This window comes from Terribacillus saccharophilus (genome assembly GCF_002272745.1).
Classification (GTDB): Bacteria; Bacillota; Bacilli; order Bacillales; family Amphibacillaceae; genus Terribacillus; species Terribacillus saccharophilus_B.
Genome location: NZ_NPBD01000007.1, coordinates 798939 through 816445 on the forward strand (window position 1 = coordinate 798939; position 17507 = coordinate 816445).

Below are 17507 nucleotides of genomic sequence, written 5' to 3' on the forward strand. Positions count from 1 at the left end.
ATTATTCTGACTATTTTTTTGTTTATGAAGGTATTGTAAAGGGAATGTAGAAAGTATCCTCATAAGGATGAAAGGAGGACACTTGTTATGAAGTACAATATTCGTGGCGAGAATGTCGAGACTACAGAAGCAATCAAGGACTACATCGAGAAGAAAGTAGGCAAACTGGAGAGATATTTCGATTCCCCGGTAGATTCCGAGGCTCACGTAAACTTGAGTGTGCATAACAATGAGTCGAAGATTGAAGTGACGATTCCGATGAAGAATCTGCTATTGCGGGCAGAGGAAAGTCATGATGATCTATATGCTGCAATCGATCTGGTTGTAACGAAGCTAGAACGTCAGGTCAAGAAGCATAAGACGAAAGTGAACCGACGCTCCCGTCAAAGCGGAGATGCACCGAAGCATGCATTTGCTGAAATGGAGAATGAAAGTGCAGCAACTGCTTTCGTTGCAACGGAGGAAGAGGAAGATCTGAGTCCGTTCGAAATTGTACGAAACAAGCGTTTTGACTTGAAACCGATGGATTCCGAGGAAGCGATTCTGCAGATGGATATGCTGGGTCACAGCTTCTTCGTATATACGAACGCGGTAAGTGGAGACACAAATGTCGTCTACAAGCGTAGAGATGGAAAATATGGGCTTATTGAGCCTAGTTAATGAAAAATAAAACGGGGCAGACGCATTTGCGTCTGCCTTTTATAATTTGGTTCGTTTTGCGAAAACGCAGATGGAATATCTCATAATTACTTAAAAATCGGGATGAAAGCTGTCGGATGTTGGCGAATTCTTGTGTTTTATGGAGAAAGGCCTTAGTCGTTTTACGAAAACGGTAATTTTTCCTTTCAAAAGTACCATGATATAAATAAGTCAGCTACAACAAAAGGAGGTACTGACCATCAGAGATTCAGATTATGCTGTCCACCGAGTCTCCCATTCCCAACTCACACAGCATGAGCATACGATCACACAGCTGCTCGAGATCATCGCAGCGACCAATCGAAGGCTAGCGGAACTTCAATGGAAGCAAGAGCAGCTCGAACGCTGGTGCATCGAACAAATGCAGCGGGATCTGTCCTCCAGATCGCGTGTCTTCTGAGGGATGGTCTTCCTTTTCCCCGCAAGACTCCACCAGGATAATCGCAGCCTCCTCCCTTGGGGCTGCGCTTTCCAACTGATGGTGGCATTCATGCGGCTGGAGTAGCGATTACAATATTGCGAATGTCTGACATGGCACTCCTTCCATGTTAAGCGGCGTCCTGGGACTGGGCGCCGCTGTTTTTTTGTTTTTGGAAGGAGCTGGTTTCCCTTTCTTGTAAACCGCTAAACTCAGTGTTATTATTATTTTTGGACTATACTTTTTTGATTTAAAAGAGGAGCGTTATTATGCGTGGACTACTTAAACGGGTGTTTGGAGACGGTACGCAAAAACAAGTCAGCCGTGCCCAGAAAACAGCCGAACAAATAGAAACATTAGCAGATGAATATCGAGCATATACAGATGAACAATTAAAAGAGAAGACAAATGAATTCAAAAAGCGCTATCAGGATGGCGAGTCTTTGGATGACTTGCTCCCAGAAGCATTTGCAACTGTAAGGGAAGCAGCTGATCGTGTACTTGGCATGCGTCCTTTCCACGTCCAGCTGCTAGGTGGTATTGCCATTCATGGCGGTAATATTGCTGAGATGAAAACAGGGGAAGGTAAAACACTTGCAAGTACGCTTCCAGCATACTTGAACGCTTTATCAGGCGAAGGTGTGCATGTTGTCACAGTCAATGACTATCTTGCCGGTCGTGATGCAGAGAATAACCGTCCGTTATTCGAATTCCTTGGTCTGACTGTCGGACAGAACGGTGCTGGTATGACACGTGAACAGAAGCAAGAAGCTTATGCTGCTGATATCACGTATAGTACGAACAACGAGCTTGGCTTCGACTATTTGCGTGATAACATGGTGCTGTATAAGAATCAAATGGTACAGCGTCCGCTTAATTTTGCCATCATTGATGAGGTCGACTCCATTTTGATCGATGAGGCGAGGACACCGCTGATCATTTCCGGTTCAGCTGCAAAATCAGCAAGTCTGTACACACAAGCTAACTCCTTTGTGCGTGTGTTGAAGATGGAAGAAGATTATACGAACGATGTCAAAACGAAATCTGTTCTTCTGACTGAAGAAGGTATCAACAAGGCGGAGAAATTCTTCGGCCTGGAAAACTTGTTTGATTTGAAGAACGTATCTATCACGCATCACATCAATCAAGCATTAAAAGCCCATGTAACAATGCAGCGCGATACTGACTACGTTGTAGAAGACGAAGAAGTCATCATTGTTGATAGCTTCACAGGACGTCTGATGAAGGGACGTCGTTACAGCGACGGTCTTCACCAAGCAATTGAGGCAAAGGAAGGTCTTCAGATCCAGAATGAAAGTATGACGCTGGCATCGATCACTTTCCAGAACTACTTCCGTATGTATAAAAAGCTTGCCGGTATGACCGGTACAGCAAAAACAGAGGAAGAAGAGTTCCGCAATATTTATAATATGGACGTGCTTCAGATTCCGACGAACAGAGATATCACACGTCAGGACAAATCTGATTACATCTTCAAATCAATGGAAGGCAAGTTCCGTTCGGTTGTCGAAGAAATCAAGGCTCGCCACGAAACTGGCCAGCCTGTACTTGTCGGTACAGTAGCTGTCGAGACTTCTGAACTGATCAGCAAGCTGCTAAAACGTGCTGGTGTACCGCATAACGTATTGAATGCGAAGAACCACCATCGTGAAGCGGAGATCATCGAGGATGCCGGTCAAAAAGGTGCGGTAACAATCGCAACGAACATGGCTGGTCGTGGTACAGATATCAAATTAGGTGAAGGTGTATTGGAGCTTGGCGGTCTTGCTGTTATCGGAACAGAGCGTCATGAATCCCGTCGTATTGATAACCAGCTCCGCGGTCGTGCTGGACGTCAAGGTGACCCTGGTGTGACACAGTTCTACTTGTCTATGGAAGATGAACTGATGCGCCGTTTCGGTTCCGACAACATGCGCAGCATGATGGATCGTCTTGGCATGGATGATAGCACGCCGATCGAGAGCAAGATGGTATCACGTGCTGTGGAATCAGCTCAGAAACGAGTGGAAGGAAACAACTTCGATTCTCGTAAAACAGTGCTTTCTTATGATGATGTTCTTCGCGAACAGCGGGAAATCATTTACAAACAGCGCTTTGAGGTAATCGACAGTGAGGATCTCAAAGCTATAGTAGATGAAATGGTCCGTGATACAGTTCATATGGTTGTCCAAGCACATACTGCTGACGATTCAGATGAGACTTGGGAGTTGGATGCATTGGTGGAATATGCACATGCTAACTTGCTTCCGCCGGACAAGCTGACAGTCGATGAGCTGAAGAACAAAGACGAAGAAGAGATTGAAGAATTGCTGCTTAAGAAAATCGGAGAGCATTTGAAACAGAAAGAAGAAGAAATGGCTCCGGATCAAATGCGCGAGTTCGAAAAAGTTATCTTGCTTCGTACGGTTGATACGAAATGGATGGATCATATCGATCAGATGGATCAGCTTCGCCAAGGTATCCACTTGCGTGCGTATGGTCAGAACGATCCGCTACGTGAATACCAGCTGGAAGGCTACAATATGTTCGAAGCGATGATCACTTCCATTAAGGAAGAAGTCACTCGTTATGTACTAAAAGCAGAAATCCGCGATAACCTGCAGCGCGAACAAGTTGCGAAAGGTGTCCAAGCAGTCAGTGGCGATGATACACAAGCTGATAAGAAAAAGAAAAAAGCTCCAGTCGTCAAAGGCGACACGATAGGACGGAATGACCCGTGCCCATGCGGTAGCGGTAAGAAATACAAGAACTGCCATGGTCAGTGATTTTGACAAACCCGTGCAAGTTGTTGCGCGGGTTCTGTCACAGTCATAGAGTATAATGGTGTTTGTTACAGACTTATATGAGGTGAGATAAAAATGGAATTAGCAGAAATCAGAAATGAACTTGATCGAATGGAAAAACAATTAAACGACTTTAGGGGGTCTCTTTGACTTAGATCAAAAGAAAGCCCGTATTGCCGAGTTAGAGGATCTGATGCTTGAGCCGACGTTCTGGGATGATCAGCAGGGAGCTCAGAAGGTCATCAATGAATCCAATGTCTTGAAGGAATCAGCAGAAGGCTATGAAAAGCTAGTATCCCAGCATGAAGATTTGGATGTTAGTTTCGAATTGGTGAAAGAAGAAGACGATGCGGATCTTCGCGCTGAGTTGGAGGAAGAAATCGTCTCGATGCGTGAAGCACTTGATGAATTCGAACTGCTCATGCTGCTGAGTGAACCATATGATAAAAACAATGCAATTCTGGAGCTGCACCCAGGTGCTGGCGGAACAGAATCTCAAGACTGGGCGAGTATGCTTCTTCGTATGTACACGCGCTGGGCTGAAAAGCATAATTGCAAAGTGGAAACACTTGATTACCTTCCTGGTGAGGAAGCTGGTGTGAAGAGTGTAACGCTGTTGATTAAAGGTCTGAATGCATATGGTTATTTGAAGGCAGAAAAAGGCGTACACCGTCTTGTACGTATTTCTCCATTCGATAGCTCCGGCCGTCGTCATACATCGTTCGTATCTTGTGATGTAATGCCAGAATTCGATGATGATATCGATGTGGACATTCGGACAGAGGATTTGAAAATCGATACGTACCGTTCCAGCGGTGCCGGCGGACAGCACGTCAATACGACGGATTCTGCCGTACGGATTACGCATCTTCCTACTAATACTGTTGTGACATGTCAATCAGAGCGTTCTCAGATAAAAAACCGTGAGCATGCAATGAAGATGCTGAAATCAAAGCTGTATCAGCTTGAGATTGAGAAACAGCAGCAAGAGCTGAACGAAATTCGCGGCGAACAAAAAGAAATTGGCTGGGGAAGCCAAATTCGTTCCTATGTATTCCATCCATATTCCATGGTAAAAGACCATCGGACGAATGAAGAATCCGGAAATACACAAGCTGTAATGGACGGACAGCTGGATCCATTCATCAATGCGTACTTGCGTTCCACAATTTAAGGACATTTTGTAATGTTCCTGTAACATAACAAGCTGAACCGTTATTCCATCTTAAAGTAAAGGATGCGATTCTCTTGAAAAAGCTGGCTTTAACTGGCTCTAGTCTTTTGTTTATACTTTTTCTGGCTGCTTGCGGCAGTAATGATAATACGGCTGAAACACCGCAAGAAGCGTATGAAAACAACTGTGCCATGTGCCACGGTCAGGACTTGAGCGGCGGCAATGGCGGCCCTCCGCTTGATAATCTTGGTTCTACGTATACAAAAGAAGAACTAGTGGATATCATGGAAAACGGCAAAGGCGGCATGCCTGCCGGGCAAGCTGAAGGAGAAGAAGCAGAAAAAATTGCTGAATGGCTCCAAGAACAGCAGTAATAATAAATAAAATGACAAATACCCATACACAAGCTGTATGGGTATTTTGTTGTGTTTTTTCTACATAGCAGCGAGTGGTTACGACAAGATACTACGTAAAATATTTCAAAAACCAAGTCTATTGTCATATATTGAAACACAAATGTAATATTATTATGTCTAAAAAAACAGGAATAAGATGTTATAATGGTTTCAGGTTTGAGAGCTTTTTCGATTGCTTTCGCCAATGTTCGACATACTTAGTTGATAAATTAGCAGATTAGAATAAATACATTAGCAAATTAGAATAAAAACAAAGGTGAGTTAAACATGATAGATATGAAGGGTGTGCATAAGACGTATTCCAATGGCGTTACAGCGCTTAATGGTGTCGACGTGCATATCGACAGTGGGGAATTCGTGTATTTAGTAGGACCGAGCGGAGCCGGGAAATCAACCTTCGTGAAGATGATCTTCCGTGGTGAGAAACCGAGCACCGGTATCGTGAAAGTAGATAACAAAGATTTGAGCACGTATAAAGAACGCCAAATTCCAAGGGTTAGAAGGAAAATCGGTGTTGTGTATCAGGATTTCAAATTGCTTCCGAAACTGACAATCTATGAAAATGTTGCTTTTGCTCTGGAAGTAATAGAAGAGTCTCCTAAAGTAATCCGAGATCGTGTGATGGAAGTGCTCGATCTTGTCGGAATAAAAGATAAAGCTAGATCGTTTCCTGATGAGCTTTCAGGCGGGGAGCAGCAACGTGTGGCAATTGCCCGGGCAATTGCGAATAACCCGAAGGTCGTCATCGCTGATGAGCCGACAGGGAACTTGGATCCAGAAACATCCTGGGGCATCATGAAGGTGCTGGAGGATGTCAATAGCAAAGGAACGACAATCATCATGGCTACACACAGTAAAGAAATCGTAAATACGATTAAGAAACGTGTCATCGCCATCGAAAACGGCCGCATTGTCCGTGACGAAGCTGGAGGTGACTACGGGTATGAAATATAATACCGCGAAACGTCATCTGCGCGAAGGATCAAAGAACATCTTCCGAAACGGCTGGATGACCATCGCCTCGATTGGGGCAGTAACAGTAACATTGATTTTGGTTGGTGTTTTCCTAGCTGTAGTATTCAACTTAAATCAATTCGCTTCCAATATCGAATCAGATGTTGAAATGAGCGTTTACTTGGACCCTACACTTGCTGAGGATCAAGTGCAATCGATTCAAGATCAGCTCGAATCGATCGATAAGGTTGGTTCTGTAACGTATTCCTCAAAAGAAGAGCAGTTAAACCAGCTCATGGAAGATATGGGACAAACAGAATGGGATTTGTTTGAACAAGACAACCCATTGAGTGACACGTATATTGTTAAGACGTCCGACCCGCATGATATTGCTTCTGTTTCAGATGAGATCTCGAAACTGGACGGAATAGACAAAGTGGATTACGGACAAGGAACGGTAGAGAATCTCTTTGCTGTAAACAAGTACGCTCGGATTATCGGTGCGGTCTTGATCGTTGGTCTAGTGTTCACGGCCATCTTCCTGATTTCAAATACAATTAAGATAACAATCATTGCCAGAAGCAGAGAAATCGGCATCATGAAACTGGTTGGTGCAACAAACTCCTTTATCCGCTGGCCATTCTTTATTGAAGGTCTGCTACTCGGAGTATTGGGTGCTATCGTTCCAGTCGCGCTAGTGCTCGGCGGGTACTACTATCTGTCGAACAACTTGACGGATAACATCAGTATCGGTTTCGTCGAGATTCTCCCTTATGCACCATTCGCTTTCCAGCTTGCAGGCATACTGCTGGCAATCGGCGCGGTAATCGGTGTTTGGGGAAGTGTCATGAGTGTCCGTAAATTTCTTAAAGTCTAAATAACCTACCATATACGCTTTACAGGAAGAAAGGGAATGAGAGAAGAATGAAGAAGATGATCAAGCCTGTTCTTGTAGCTGTTCTAGCTGCGGGAGCAATCCTACATACTCCGATTCAAACGTTCGCAAAATCTTCATCTGATATACAGAGCGAGATAGATGATCTGCAAAAGCAGCAAGATGAAAACAGCAATAAGCAAAGCGAACTTGATGGTCAAATTAATAATGCAGAGTCCGAGCAGTCTGATAACCTGGCTGAACAGGATAATCTTTTGGCGAAGCTGGATGATTTAAACAACCAGATCGACAAGAATGAAAATGCATTGAATGATAAAGAAGATGAAATCAATGAAACAAATGAGAAGATCGAAAAGATCTCTGGTGAAATCGTTGAAACAGAAGATGATATCGACAAACGTGAAGATAAATTGTCTGACCGTCTAGTCAGTATTCAGCAAAACGGCGGAGATGTTCAGTACTTGCAAGTATTGATGGGCTCCAAAAACTTTGGTGATATGGTAAACCGTCTGAACGCGGTAACTACAATCATGGATTCTGATAAGGAACTATTGAACGGCTACATCCAAGCAAAACAAAAGCTTGAAGATCAAAAGCAGCAGCGCGAAGATGAAAAGCAGAACCTGCAGGATCAAAAAGATAAACTTGTAGATATCAAATCTGACTTGAAATCCCAAGCAAGCGAGCAAGAAGACTTGAAACAGCAGCTTGAGGATGAATATTCGAAGCTTGAAGATCAAATTCTTTCTGCTGAAGAACAAAAGGAGCTTGCAGCTAACCAGGCTGAAGCACTTCGTCTGGCACAAGAAAATGCAGAATCCGAGCAAGCAGATTTAGCAGCGCAGGAAAAAGCTGCAGCAGAAGCAAAAGCAGCAGCTGCTGCAGCTCAGAAAGCAGCAGAGAGCAAGCAGGAGTCTTCTTCCTCCAGCTCTAAATCAAGCAGTTCTTCTAAGAACAGCAGTTCAAGTAAGTCAAGTAACTCAAGCAGTTCTAGCAGCTCATCCAGTGCTAAATCAGCACAAGCTGGTATCTTCTCTTGGCCGGCAGCAGGACGTACTTCTTCCGGATTCGGTGTTCGGAATGATCCATTCGGAAGCGGATCAACTGGCAACCACTACGGACAAGATATCGCCAATGCAACTGGCACGCCGGTTCATGCAGCGGCAAGCGGGGTTGTTTCCCAAAGTGGTACAATGAATGGATATGGTAATGTCATCATCATTACGCATTCCATCAATGGACGTACGTATGAAACACTATACGGACACTTGGACAGCCGTGGCGTATCGGTTGGGGAAACAGTCTCAAGAGGACAGGAAATCGCGAAAATGGGTAATACTGGAGCATCAACAGGTTCTCACCTTCATTTCGAAATTCATGAAGGCAGATGGAATGGTGCTAAGAGTAACGCAGTAGACCCGATGAAATATTTCTAATAACTAATTGAAAAAGGCATTCTCCAATAATGGAGGTGCCTTTTTTACTTCAATTGTTTCTTTTAGTGATAAGATAGAGGAAGTTTAGCATAATAGTAGAATTAACGGATTGGACAAGTGAGAAAGGATGAGAGACGAACGTGCAGATTAGAAAAGCGACGTTGATAATAGCAATCATTGTGGCATTAGTTGTTGGGGCAGGGGGTAGCTATGCCTTTACATCATATGTAGATAAGAAAGGGACTGGTACCCAATCTGCTTCAGAAGACACGAGTAATCTAACTGAGGTGGAGAACGCGTACCAACTTATTAAGGATAATGCATTGGCCAAACCAGATGCACAGCAGCTTCAGGACGGTGCAATTCAGGGAATGCTGGAAACACTGGATGATCCGTACAGCTCCTTCTTGGATGAAGAATCTTCAACGCAGCTGAATCAGCAGCTGGAATCTTCGTTTGAAGGTATCGGAGCAGAAGTGAGTATGGTGGATAAGCAGGTGACAATTGTGGCACCTATTAAGGATTCACCTGCAGAGGATGCCGGTTTACGGCCGAACGACCAAGTGCTGGAAGTGGATGGGGATTCTTTGCAGGGGCTGGATCTGCAGGAAGCAGTCAATAAAATCCGTGGGGAAAAAGGAACGACTGTTACATTATCTGTGAAGAGACCTGGTGTTTCTGAAGAACTTAAAATTGATGTAACCCGGGATGAGATACCAGTTGAAACTGTCTACGCGGATACAAAAGAAGTAGATGGAAAAAAAGCTGGTGTCTTAGAAATCACATCATTCTCCGAGAGCACGGCTGATGAATTCAAGACAGCGCTAGATAAGCTGGAGCAAGAAGGTATCGAGGGTTTGATCATCGATGTCCGTGGTAATCCAGGTGGAATTCTGACAACTGTAGAAGATATTCTGAAGAACTTTGTGACAAGTGAGAAACCATATTTGCAGATTGAAGATAAGAACGGTGAGAAACAGGAGTTTCATACCGAATTGAAAGAGAAGAAGGATTATCCAATCAATGTCCTGATTGATGAAGGCAGTGCTTCCGCTTCCGAAATTCTTGCAGGTGCAATGAATCAGGCAGGCGATTACGAGCTGATTGGGAAAACGACGTTCGGAAAAGGTACTGTACAGCAAACCGTACCATTGGAAAATGAGTCAATGCTCAAACTGACTTTATACAAATGGCTGACACCTAATGGAGATTGGATCCATGAAAAAGGTATTAACCCAACTGTCGAAGTTAATCAGCCAGAGTACTTCTACAGTTCCCCAATCCAATTGGATGAAAATGAGAAGCTGACATTCAATGATAACAATGACAAGATCAAGAATCTGCAAATCATGCTAGACGGTCTCGGATATGACCCGAGCCGCAAAGATGGTTATTTCAACGAAAAAACGGAAACAGCAGTCAAGCAGTTCCAGCAGGATAATGATTTGCAGGCATCAGGCGAAGTAAATCAGGAAACAGCAGATTTGCTTCAAACGAAAATCATCGAACAAGTACGTGATGGCAAGCATGATAACCAAATGGACAAAGCGCTGCAGCAGCTCTTTGCTAATTAATAAGAAGCCTCTCTTCATACGGGAGGCTTTTTCTATTGGCATAGGAAAACAGGGAGTATCATGTTAGAATAGACAATATACATAAGAGTTGGTTTATAGGGAGAGACACATAATGGTGAATGATTGGTTGACCGAACTGCTTTATGGGATCGGAAACTTCTTTTTAAATCCGCTGCTTTATTGGGCAGTGCTGCTGACTCTGTTCGTTTCCAACCGCAGAATCAGAAAAGAGCGGAACAACTTTGGTACGAAGGTATTTGGTTTCGGCAAAGAGTGGACAGGCACATGGGTTCTGTCGCTTGTTTTCGGACTTTTGCTTACCGCTGTGAGTGTAGGCGCGGGAATCGTCATTGCGCCCGCTGTTGTATTATTAGTCAGCGCTGTTACGATTTTACTGACGTTGCTGCTCCGTTTCACATGGCTGTCATCAGCTTATATATTTGGATTCAGTTTTCTGCTAGCTTTGGGTGCAGCGCCATACGCTGCTGATTATTTGCCGAACGGATGGGCAGATGACCTGGCAGGTCTTAATTGGATCAGCTTTGCGATTATCATGAGCATCGTTATGCTCGCAGAAGCTGTGCTGCTGCTCACAACCAAACAAGAGGATACGTTGCCAGAGCTGGTGAAGGGTCCACGCGGTCGTTGGATCGGTCAGCACCGTTTCCGTAAGCTGCTGTTCATTCCTTTCTTCTTGTTAGTGCCAGCTGGCGCAATTGAAGCCTTCGCTCCTTGGTGGCCTTTCTTCCATCTGAACGGAACAAGCTACGGACTGCTGCTAGTTCCGCTTTTGACTGGTATAGACGGTTTTGCTAAAGGCCGTCCGGCATTCATTGAGGCCCGTAAACAAGGTAAAATGGTCTTGATTCTAGCGTTACTTACTCTCGGAGTAAGCTTGGCAAGTATGTACTTCTATTACTTCGCGATTGCAGCTTTCATTATCGCACTTATCGGCAGGGAGGCCATCACGCTCTCCTTCCGGAACAAAGATCGCAAACGTGCGATGTATTACACGGAGAGCAGCAGTGGGATGTTTGTTCTTGCTGTCATTCCTGAAAGTCCGGCTGACAGGCTTGGCCTGCTGCCGGGTGAACAAATTGAAAAAGTAAATGGCGTCCGTATAACGACGGAACGAGCATTTTATGAAGCAGTACAATCTAACAGCCAATATTGCAAAATGGAAATTCGGGATGAACAAGGTGAAATACGGATTAAACAGCGCGCCATGTATGAAGGCGAGCCTCATGAGCTTGGTATCATTTTTGTACAGGAACAGCATAAGAAGAAAGCTGTGCCTATCAGCAGCTAATTCCACTTTCGTCAATTAAAAGAGCCCACTTAACTGATTACAGTTAGGTGGGCTCTTTATTTTTGCTAGCAGGACCCCGATATGGAATAACGCTTACGCAATGAATTTCGTGAACCAAGCTATATATTCTGCTCCCCAGATAAAAAATACTTGAGCAAGTAATGTTCCTAATAGCCTGGAGGTTACCATCATTAGTGACATGCTTTTTAGTTTATTATAACTTCCTCTCTGATTCACGACATCGTCTGCTATGACAGACAATTTAGGATCAACAAAAACAACTAATAATAACGTCGCCATTCCATTTATCAATCCTGATGCCATGATTGCTGTGGTCCCTCTTTCTGGAGCTAATAAGGATGCATATAAAGCAGCAAATACACCGATAGTGTAGATTGCGGTTATTATTATATTTACTAAAAAGAGCCTTATTGGAATGTCCTTGACTTTCGTATTCCGTAAATAAGAGAACTTCGGAAGACTAAAATGCGTTACGCTGCGTTTTATGTACTGTAATGATAAAATCCTTTTCATCAAGGAAGGGACAGAACCTTTTTCCTCAGATAAATGAATGATTGCTCTTGAAAATAGAGCGATGAAAGTCGGAAGTAAAATGATGCCGAAAGCTGTTCCGACGGTTGATGCCCCAATGAGGATACGAAATTGCGCTTCCACAAACTCCAACGTGTTTTCTTTTGGTGGATTATCGATCAGACTCCCTGTGAATGGCTGCTGCATCATATTCGCCAATCTTGAAACCATGACCATTATGTTAAAGAGGGATAAAGCTGCTGCGATCATTTTGACTCTTGCACCGGATAATCTTACAGCATAGGCTAGTGTTTCTATTGAATGAATGATGAAAATAAACAAAGCGATAAAAAGTAATTTTTCGGTTATAAGTTCCATTGTGTTACCTTCTTTGTATGTGAATTTAGCTAAAACACTTTTCTGTTAAGCTATCCAATCAATGCCAGAAAAGGCACTCCTTCTGATAATACCATAAAAAGTAAAATATTCCATTTGCATCACTGAAATAGTCTATTAAAAAGGGCAAACAACTTGCTTCAGGGGAAGAATTAGCGCATTGATAGCTTGTTGTTTCAGAAAAGAGCACCCTGGAACGCATTTACTAGATTACAAGTTTATTGAAACTATTTCCACCTCCGTGCGTATAGATTTTAACCAATCAAAAGGGGAGAGAAAAGAGATTCCGTTCGCTTTTCAAATTCCATTGGATACACCAATTACGATGCAGGATCCTAAGACATTCAAAAATGTGCCGCCGGTTTGGATCGATACTGATGTAGATGTGAAGAACGCAGTTGATTTAAGTGACATAGACCATATATCCGTTGAGCCGACGGAAGTACATGAAATCATCATCGATGCGATAAAGGTAATCGGATTCAGATTCAGACAAATGGAAAACCAGAAGCCGCCATACGGAATCAAGATAGCTAGACCGTATATCCAGCAGTACGAATTTATTCCTACACATGGAAGATATTTAAAGAAGCTTGATGAGTTAGAGGTTAATATCCTTCAGGGCGAGTATGAGACAACAACATACTTTGAAATAGATAAGCGAAGCAAAGGTATGTTTTCTTCTTTAGCAGAGAAGTTGAATTTAGATGAGCATAGGGGAAGTGTTACGTTCAAGAATAAAGAAATCTTAAATAATAGAAGTCTTGTGAGTGATAAGTTCGATGAGATAATTCAATCTGTATTATAAGAAAAAGGAGCAAGCCACCTGGCTTGCTACTTTCTTATTCATCCTGCATCGATAGCAGGCTACGTATTTCTTCTTCTGAAAGTGTGTTAAGCATCGTTTCACCAGGCTGGATGATTTGATCGACAAGCGCTCGTTTACGCTGCTGTAATTCAAAGATGCGTTCCTCGATTGTTCCGCGCGAAAGCAGGCGGATAACTTGAACGACATTTTTCTGTCCGATGCGGTGTGCCCGTCCGGCCGCTTGCTCTTCTACGGCTGGATTCCACCATAAGTCAAAGAGGATAACTGTGTCTGCACCTGTCAGATTCAGTCCTGTTCCTCCAGCCTTCAAGCTGATCAGGAAGCCGTCTTTTTCTCCTTCATTGAATGCTTCTGCCATCCGCATTCTTTCTTTGGCAGGTGTACTGCCATCTAGATAAAATACGTCCGTATCATCCAGTGCCTGCTGAATGATTCCAAGCATGCTGGCAAACTGGGAGAAGATCAAGAATCGTTTATTGCTTTGTTTCAGCTCTCGGATAACCTCGAGTAACTGTTCCAATTTACCTGATTGGCCACTGTAATTCTCGATGAATAGTGATGGGTGACAGCAGATTTGGCGCAATCGTGTCAGCCCGGCCAGTATTTCCAGTTTACCGCGATCGAAGCCTTTTTCGGCAATCGTCTGATCAATCTTCCTGCGGATTCGATCTAAATAAGCCACATAGACTTCTTTTTGCTCCTGCGTAAGATCTGAATAGTTCGTTGTCTCGATCTTTTCCGGAAGTTCGTGCAACACTTCTGTTTTTACTCGTCTTAAGATGAATGGACGTGTCATTCGGGCAATTTTTTCCGGTTCCATATCGGTGAATGACTTTCGGCTCCGGAATAGACCAGGTGATATAGTATGGAAAATCGACCATAGCTCCTCCAGTCTATTTTCAATTGGGGTTCCGCTCAGTGCAAATCGTTTACCTGCTTGAATCAGTCCGACTGCTTTGGCGGTCTGAGTTGCATGGTTTTTGATTGCCTGCGCTTCATCCAATATCAGACTATCGAATACTTGCCCGCTGTACACATGATTATCAATCCTCAATAACGGATAGGAAGTGATAATAATATCATGCTCTTCCAACTGGGAAAGCTGATCCTGACGTTCTGCAGCTGAGCCGGAAATAACAAGTGTACGCATACTTGGGGCAAATTTCTCAAATTCCTTCTGCCAGTTGTAAAGCAGGGAAGAAGGTACGACGATCAACGCTGGGCGTGCTGCTGGATTAGCTTCACGTTCGGACGTGAGGTAAGTAATCGTCTGCAATGTTTTTCCGAGACCCATATCATCGGCTAGAATACCGCCTAGTCCGTAATAAGCGAGTGTCTTCATCCACTTGAAGCCGGTCAGCTGATAATCCCGCAGCGTTGCCTGAAGTCCGGATGGCAAGTCAAACTCGATCTGTTCCGGATGGCGAAGCCGCTCAATCAGTGTGCGGAATGCAGCTTCCATTTCAGCTCCGCGCAGAGACTCCTCTACCTGCATGCTTTGGGCAATGGGTACGAAAATATGCTGATTACTCAGCTGGTTCTTTTTGATTTGCAACTGTTCTAGGAAGTCTTGGAAGTTCTCCATGGATTCCTGCTCCAGATCAAGCAATGCACCATCAGGGACACGGTAGTATCTTTTCTTCTCTACCATTGCCTGCAGCACATCACTAATATGTGCCTCTGATAAACCGGATACGTCAAAGCTGATCTCCAGCATTCCCTTTTCCTGCTGCAGTTTGACTGAAGAGGATACTTCATGCTGATCATCAGCCTGCATGGTTTGTACTCGATTGGAAATATACACTTCAGCAGTTTCCTGTAAAGCTGGCAGATGCTCATGAAGGAACAGATACATATACTCTACATTAAGCAAATGGAAGCGGCCTTTTGAAAAGCGGAATCCAGCGGCATGCAATTGCTGAAGGACTGCATCTTCCTTGGCAGGCTGGCGCTTGATAACTGGCATGTCTGTCTTCTGCTCTCCTGGCTGGATGACGTAATTGCCATAATGGAAAGATACGCTGGCATGAAGTACATCGTCCGTTTCATCCAGAAAGACTTTTGCGACGAGAGGAGCCATCTCAATTTTGCTGCGCACTGTTTCAGCGACATGTACGTGTCCGATTTGTTCCAGCTTGCCAACAACCTGAGACACAAAACGGTCGACGTTCTTATCTGATACGGTCTGCGGTGTATCATGCCGATAGGGAAGAATGGTGAACAGTTCTTTTACCAATTCTCGCTGATCGGGAGGTACAGGATACAGCGTGTCATCCTTGACTAAGTAATGATAGTTTTTGATATATTCGTAAGCTGCGATATCTTGTACTCCTAGCTGCAGCATTTCGTCTTCATCGGTAGACAAATAAAAGTCCAGCCGTGCTGGCTGACTGCTTACTTGGAATGTGTCCATTGGATCAGTATGCAGCAAGTGAAGCGAGGCTCCTGCATCTGCAAGCTGCGGCAGCAAATTCTTGGCTAAAGAAGGCGTCAGCTTGATCGCGCGTTTTTCCGACTGGAGGGATGAAGCTGTGAAATCATGGATCATACTGTTTTCACAAGCTTCCAGCAACCGCTCCAGGATAGCTTTGTCCTCGGGTGTAACAATATGTACACGAGGATCGAATGCAAAATTCGGTGTCACCTGATAGCGGGTTTGATGGAGCACACTTCGAAGAAAGTCCTCAGCCAGGCGCACGATGTAGGTACGGGCAGTACCTGCCTTCAGTTCGACCTCAAATACTGTATTGCCGTTCGTTTGCATAAAGCGCTGTTCGACCTTGTATTCCAGCTTTAATGTTTCCGGAGGCTTGGATGTCAGGCGTTCGGAAGGAGATACGAAAGCTTGCACAAGACGATCAGTAAAATCGGTTTGACGAGCTGCTGTCGGCGCAGCTGTTTCTTCCGTAACTGTGTACCCGTTACTGTCGAAACGATTCCGGCTGACTGCGATCAGGACGGCAGCGATATGCTTGCACGTATAATGAGTGTGATAGGCGGGGCAGCTGCAGACACCATCGAGATCGTCATCTTCAAAGAAGAAAATCCGTACAGGATAGTTTTCTGTGCCGCGAACAACAGCCTTCCATTGATTGATGGATGGCGTGAAGCTTAGCCCTTGTACGCGCCCTTTATTGACATAGTCCAATCCTCTTCGGTAGAAGCGATCACCTGTCACTTTGATGATATCTTGTTTGTCGAGAAAATAAGATTGCATGAAAGCCCAGTCTCCAGTCTAAAAAAATCATTATCCTATCATTATAACAGATATAGCTATAGCCTTCCCTAATAGGATAAAAATAGGACAAAATAAAAAACGGCAGCACTTGGCTGCCATTTCGACTTATTTCTTTTTAACTTGGAATATTTGGGTTTCTCCAGCGATAGCTTGATCCGGGTAAAGTGCTTCCAATGTATGTTCGCTTGCTTCATAATTGGTAATGATTACTGGAGTGATGCTGCTTTTCGCATTTGCTTCGATAAATGCTTTTTCGAAGGTGACGAGCTTATCACCAGCAGAGACTTTATCGCCTGCTTTTACAAAAGTCTCGAAGCCTTCACCCTTCAGATTGACAGTATCCAGACCGATATGGAGAAGCAGTTCCAATCCCATTTGCGTTTTCAAGCCGATAGCATGCTTTGTTTCAAACACTTGAACGACTTCTGCATCGATAGGACTGACAATTGTCTCATCTGATGGTTCGATAGCGATACCATCACCCATCATCTTCTCGGCAAACACTGGATCAGGAACTTCCTCAAGCGGAACTACTCTGCCATTGACAGGGCTTACAAAACTTTCTTCCGTAATATTCTTACCGAATAGTTTCTTTAGCATATTATGTCTCTCCTCGGAATAGATCGAATTTTAATGAAAATCTTATTAGTATCATATTAAAGCGTTTTCTCCCTGCGGGTCAACGAAAAACATCCAGTCAGTTGGATATTGCCTAAAAGCGCTAACATTAGGTATAGTAGAGAAAGACTGATTTTTAGAGCGGAAATGAGGTTTGACGCAGTGTGATATAAGAAATCAATCACAAAGACAATCAGGCTATACGAATGATAATAG

Annotated in this window: 13 protein-coding genes; 10 read left to right on the top strand and 3 right to left on the bottom strand. The window is 43.9% G+C overall.

What is annotated here, in order from left to right; all coding sequences use genetic code 11:
- The first annotated feature begins 87 nt into the window (after positions 1 to 87).
- From hpf to CHH58_RS11095, 9 genes are all read left to right on the top strand, one after another.
- Positions 88 to 660 (top strand): ribosome hibernation-promoting factor, HPF/YfiA family, encoded by a 573-nt coding sequence (hpf, locus tag CHH58_RS11055; protein ID WP_095229192.1) that lies wholly within the window; start codon positions 88 to 90, stop codon positions 658 to 660.
- Positions 661 to 1386: 726 nt separating this feature from the next.
- Positions 1387 to 3903: a preprotein translocase subunit SecA gene (gene secA / locus CHH58_RS11060; protein ID WP_095232413.1), complete on the top strand. Its 2517-nt coding sequence runs from the start codon at positions 1387 to 1389 to the stop codon at positions 3901 to 3903.
- Positions 3904 to 3996: 93 nt separating this feature from the next.
- Positions 3997 to 5095 (top strand): peptide chain release factor 2 gene (prfB, locus tag CHH58_RS11065; RefSeq protein ID WP_141234986.1). Its coding sequence is split into 2 segments (ribosomal slippage): positions 3997 to 4059 and positions 4061 to 5095, totalling 1098 coding nucleotides; the frame shifts between segments, so codons are not numbered across the junction.
- A gap of 74 nt (positions 5096 to 5169) precedes the next feature.
- A complete protein-coding gene (locus tag CHH58_RS11070) occupies positions 5170 to 5469 on the top strand; it encodes a c-type cytochrome (RefSeq protein WP_095229196.1) in 300 nt (99 codons plus the stop codon).
- A 309-nt stretch (positions 5470 to 5778) separates the two neighbouring features.
- Complete coding sequence (gene ftsE / locus CHH58_RS11075; protein WP_095229198.1) at positions 5779 to 6465, top strand: cell division ATP-binding protein FtsE; 687 nt, start codon at positions 5779 to 5781, stop codon at positions 6463 to 6465.
- Positions 6455 to 7342 carry a permease-like cell division protein FtsX gene (gene ftsX, locus CHH58_RS11080; protein WP_095229200.1) on the top strand — a complete coding sequence of 296 codons (888 nt, stop codon included), beginning with the start codon at positions 6455 to 6457 and terminating at the stop codon, positions 7340 to 7342. The genes ftsE and ftsX overlap by 11 nt, the downstream gene beginning before the upstream one ends.
- A gap of 47 nt (positions 7343 to 7389) precedes the next feature.
- Positions 7390 to 8796 carry a murein hydrolase activator EnvC family protein gene (locus tag CHH58_RS11085; RefSeq protein ID WP_095260469.1) on the top strand — a complete coding sequence of 469 codons (1407 nt, stop codon included), beginning with the start codon at positions 7390 to 7392 and terminating at the stop codon, positions 8794 to 8796.
- Between the two features lie 140 nt (positions 8797 to 8936).
- The gene (locus CHH58_RS11090) at positions 8937 to 10370 is read left to right on the top strand and encodes a S41 family peptidase (RefSeq protein ID WP_346426082.1); all 1434 of its coding nucleotides are present in this window, start codon (positions 8937 to 8939) and stop codon (positions 10368 to 10370) included.
- Between the two features lie 112 nt (positions 10371 to 10482).
- Complete coding sequence (locus tag CHH58_RS11095; RefSeq protein ID WP_095262518.1) at positions 10483 to 11679, top strand: PDZ domain-containing protein; 1197 nt, start codon at positions 10483 to 10485, stop codon at positions 11677 to 11679.
- A gap of 93 nt (positions 11680 to 11772) precedes the next feature.
- Here the strand turns inward: CHH58_RS11095 and CHH58_RS11100 are convergent, their stop codons facing one another.
- Positions 11773 to 12588, bottom strand: a complete 816-nt coding sequence (locus tag CHH58_RS11100) for a lipid II flippase Amj family protein (protein WP_095262519.1) — start codon at positions 12586 to 12588, stop codon at positions 11773 to 11775.
- A gap of 178 nt (positions 12589 to 12766) precedes the next feature.
- Here CHH58_RS11100 and CHH58_RS11105 point away from each other — a divergent pair, with 178 nt between their 5' ends.
- Positions 12767 to 13414: a sporulation protein gene (locus CHH58_RS11105; protein ID WP_170937600.1), complete on the top strand. Its 648-nt coding sequence runs from the start codon at positions 12767 to 12769 to the stop codon at positions 13412 to 13414.
- A 34-nt stretch (positions 13415 to 13448) separates the two neighbouring features.
- On the opposite strand, the gene CHH58_RS11110 is transcribed toward CHH58_RS11105, so the two are convergent.
- Positions 13449 to 16652, bottom strand: coding sequence for a DEAD/DEAH box helicase (locus tag CHH58_RS11110; protein WP_095229210.1), 3204 nt, complete (start codon positions 16650 to 16652; stop codon positions 13449 to 13451).
- A gap of 126 nt (positions 16653 to 16778) precedes the next feature.
- Positions 16779 to 17273, bottom strand: a complete 495-nt coding sequence (locus CHH58_RS11115; protein ID WP_095232418.1) for a PTS sugar transporter subunit IIA — start codon at positions 17271 to 17273, stop codon at positions 16779 to 16781.
- Positions 17274 to 17507 lie beyond the last annotated feature (234 nt).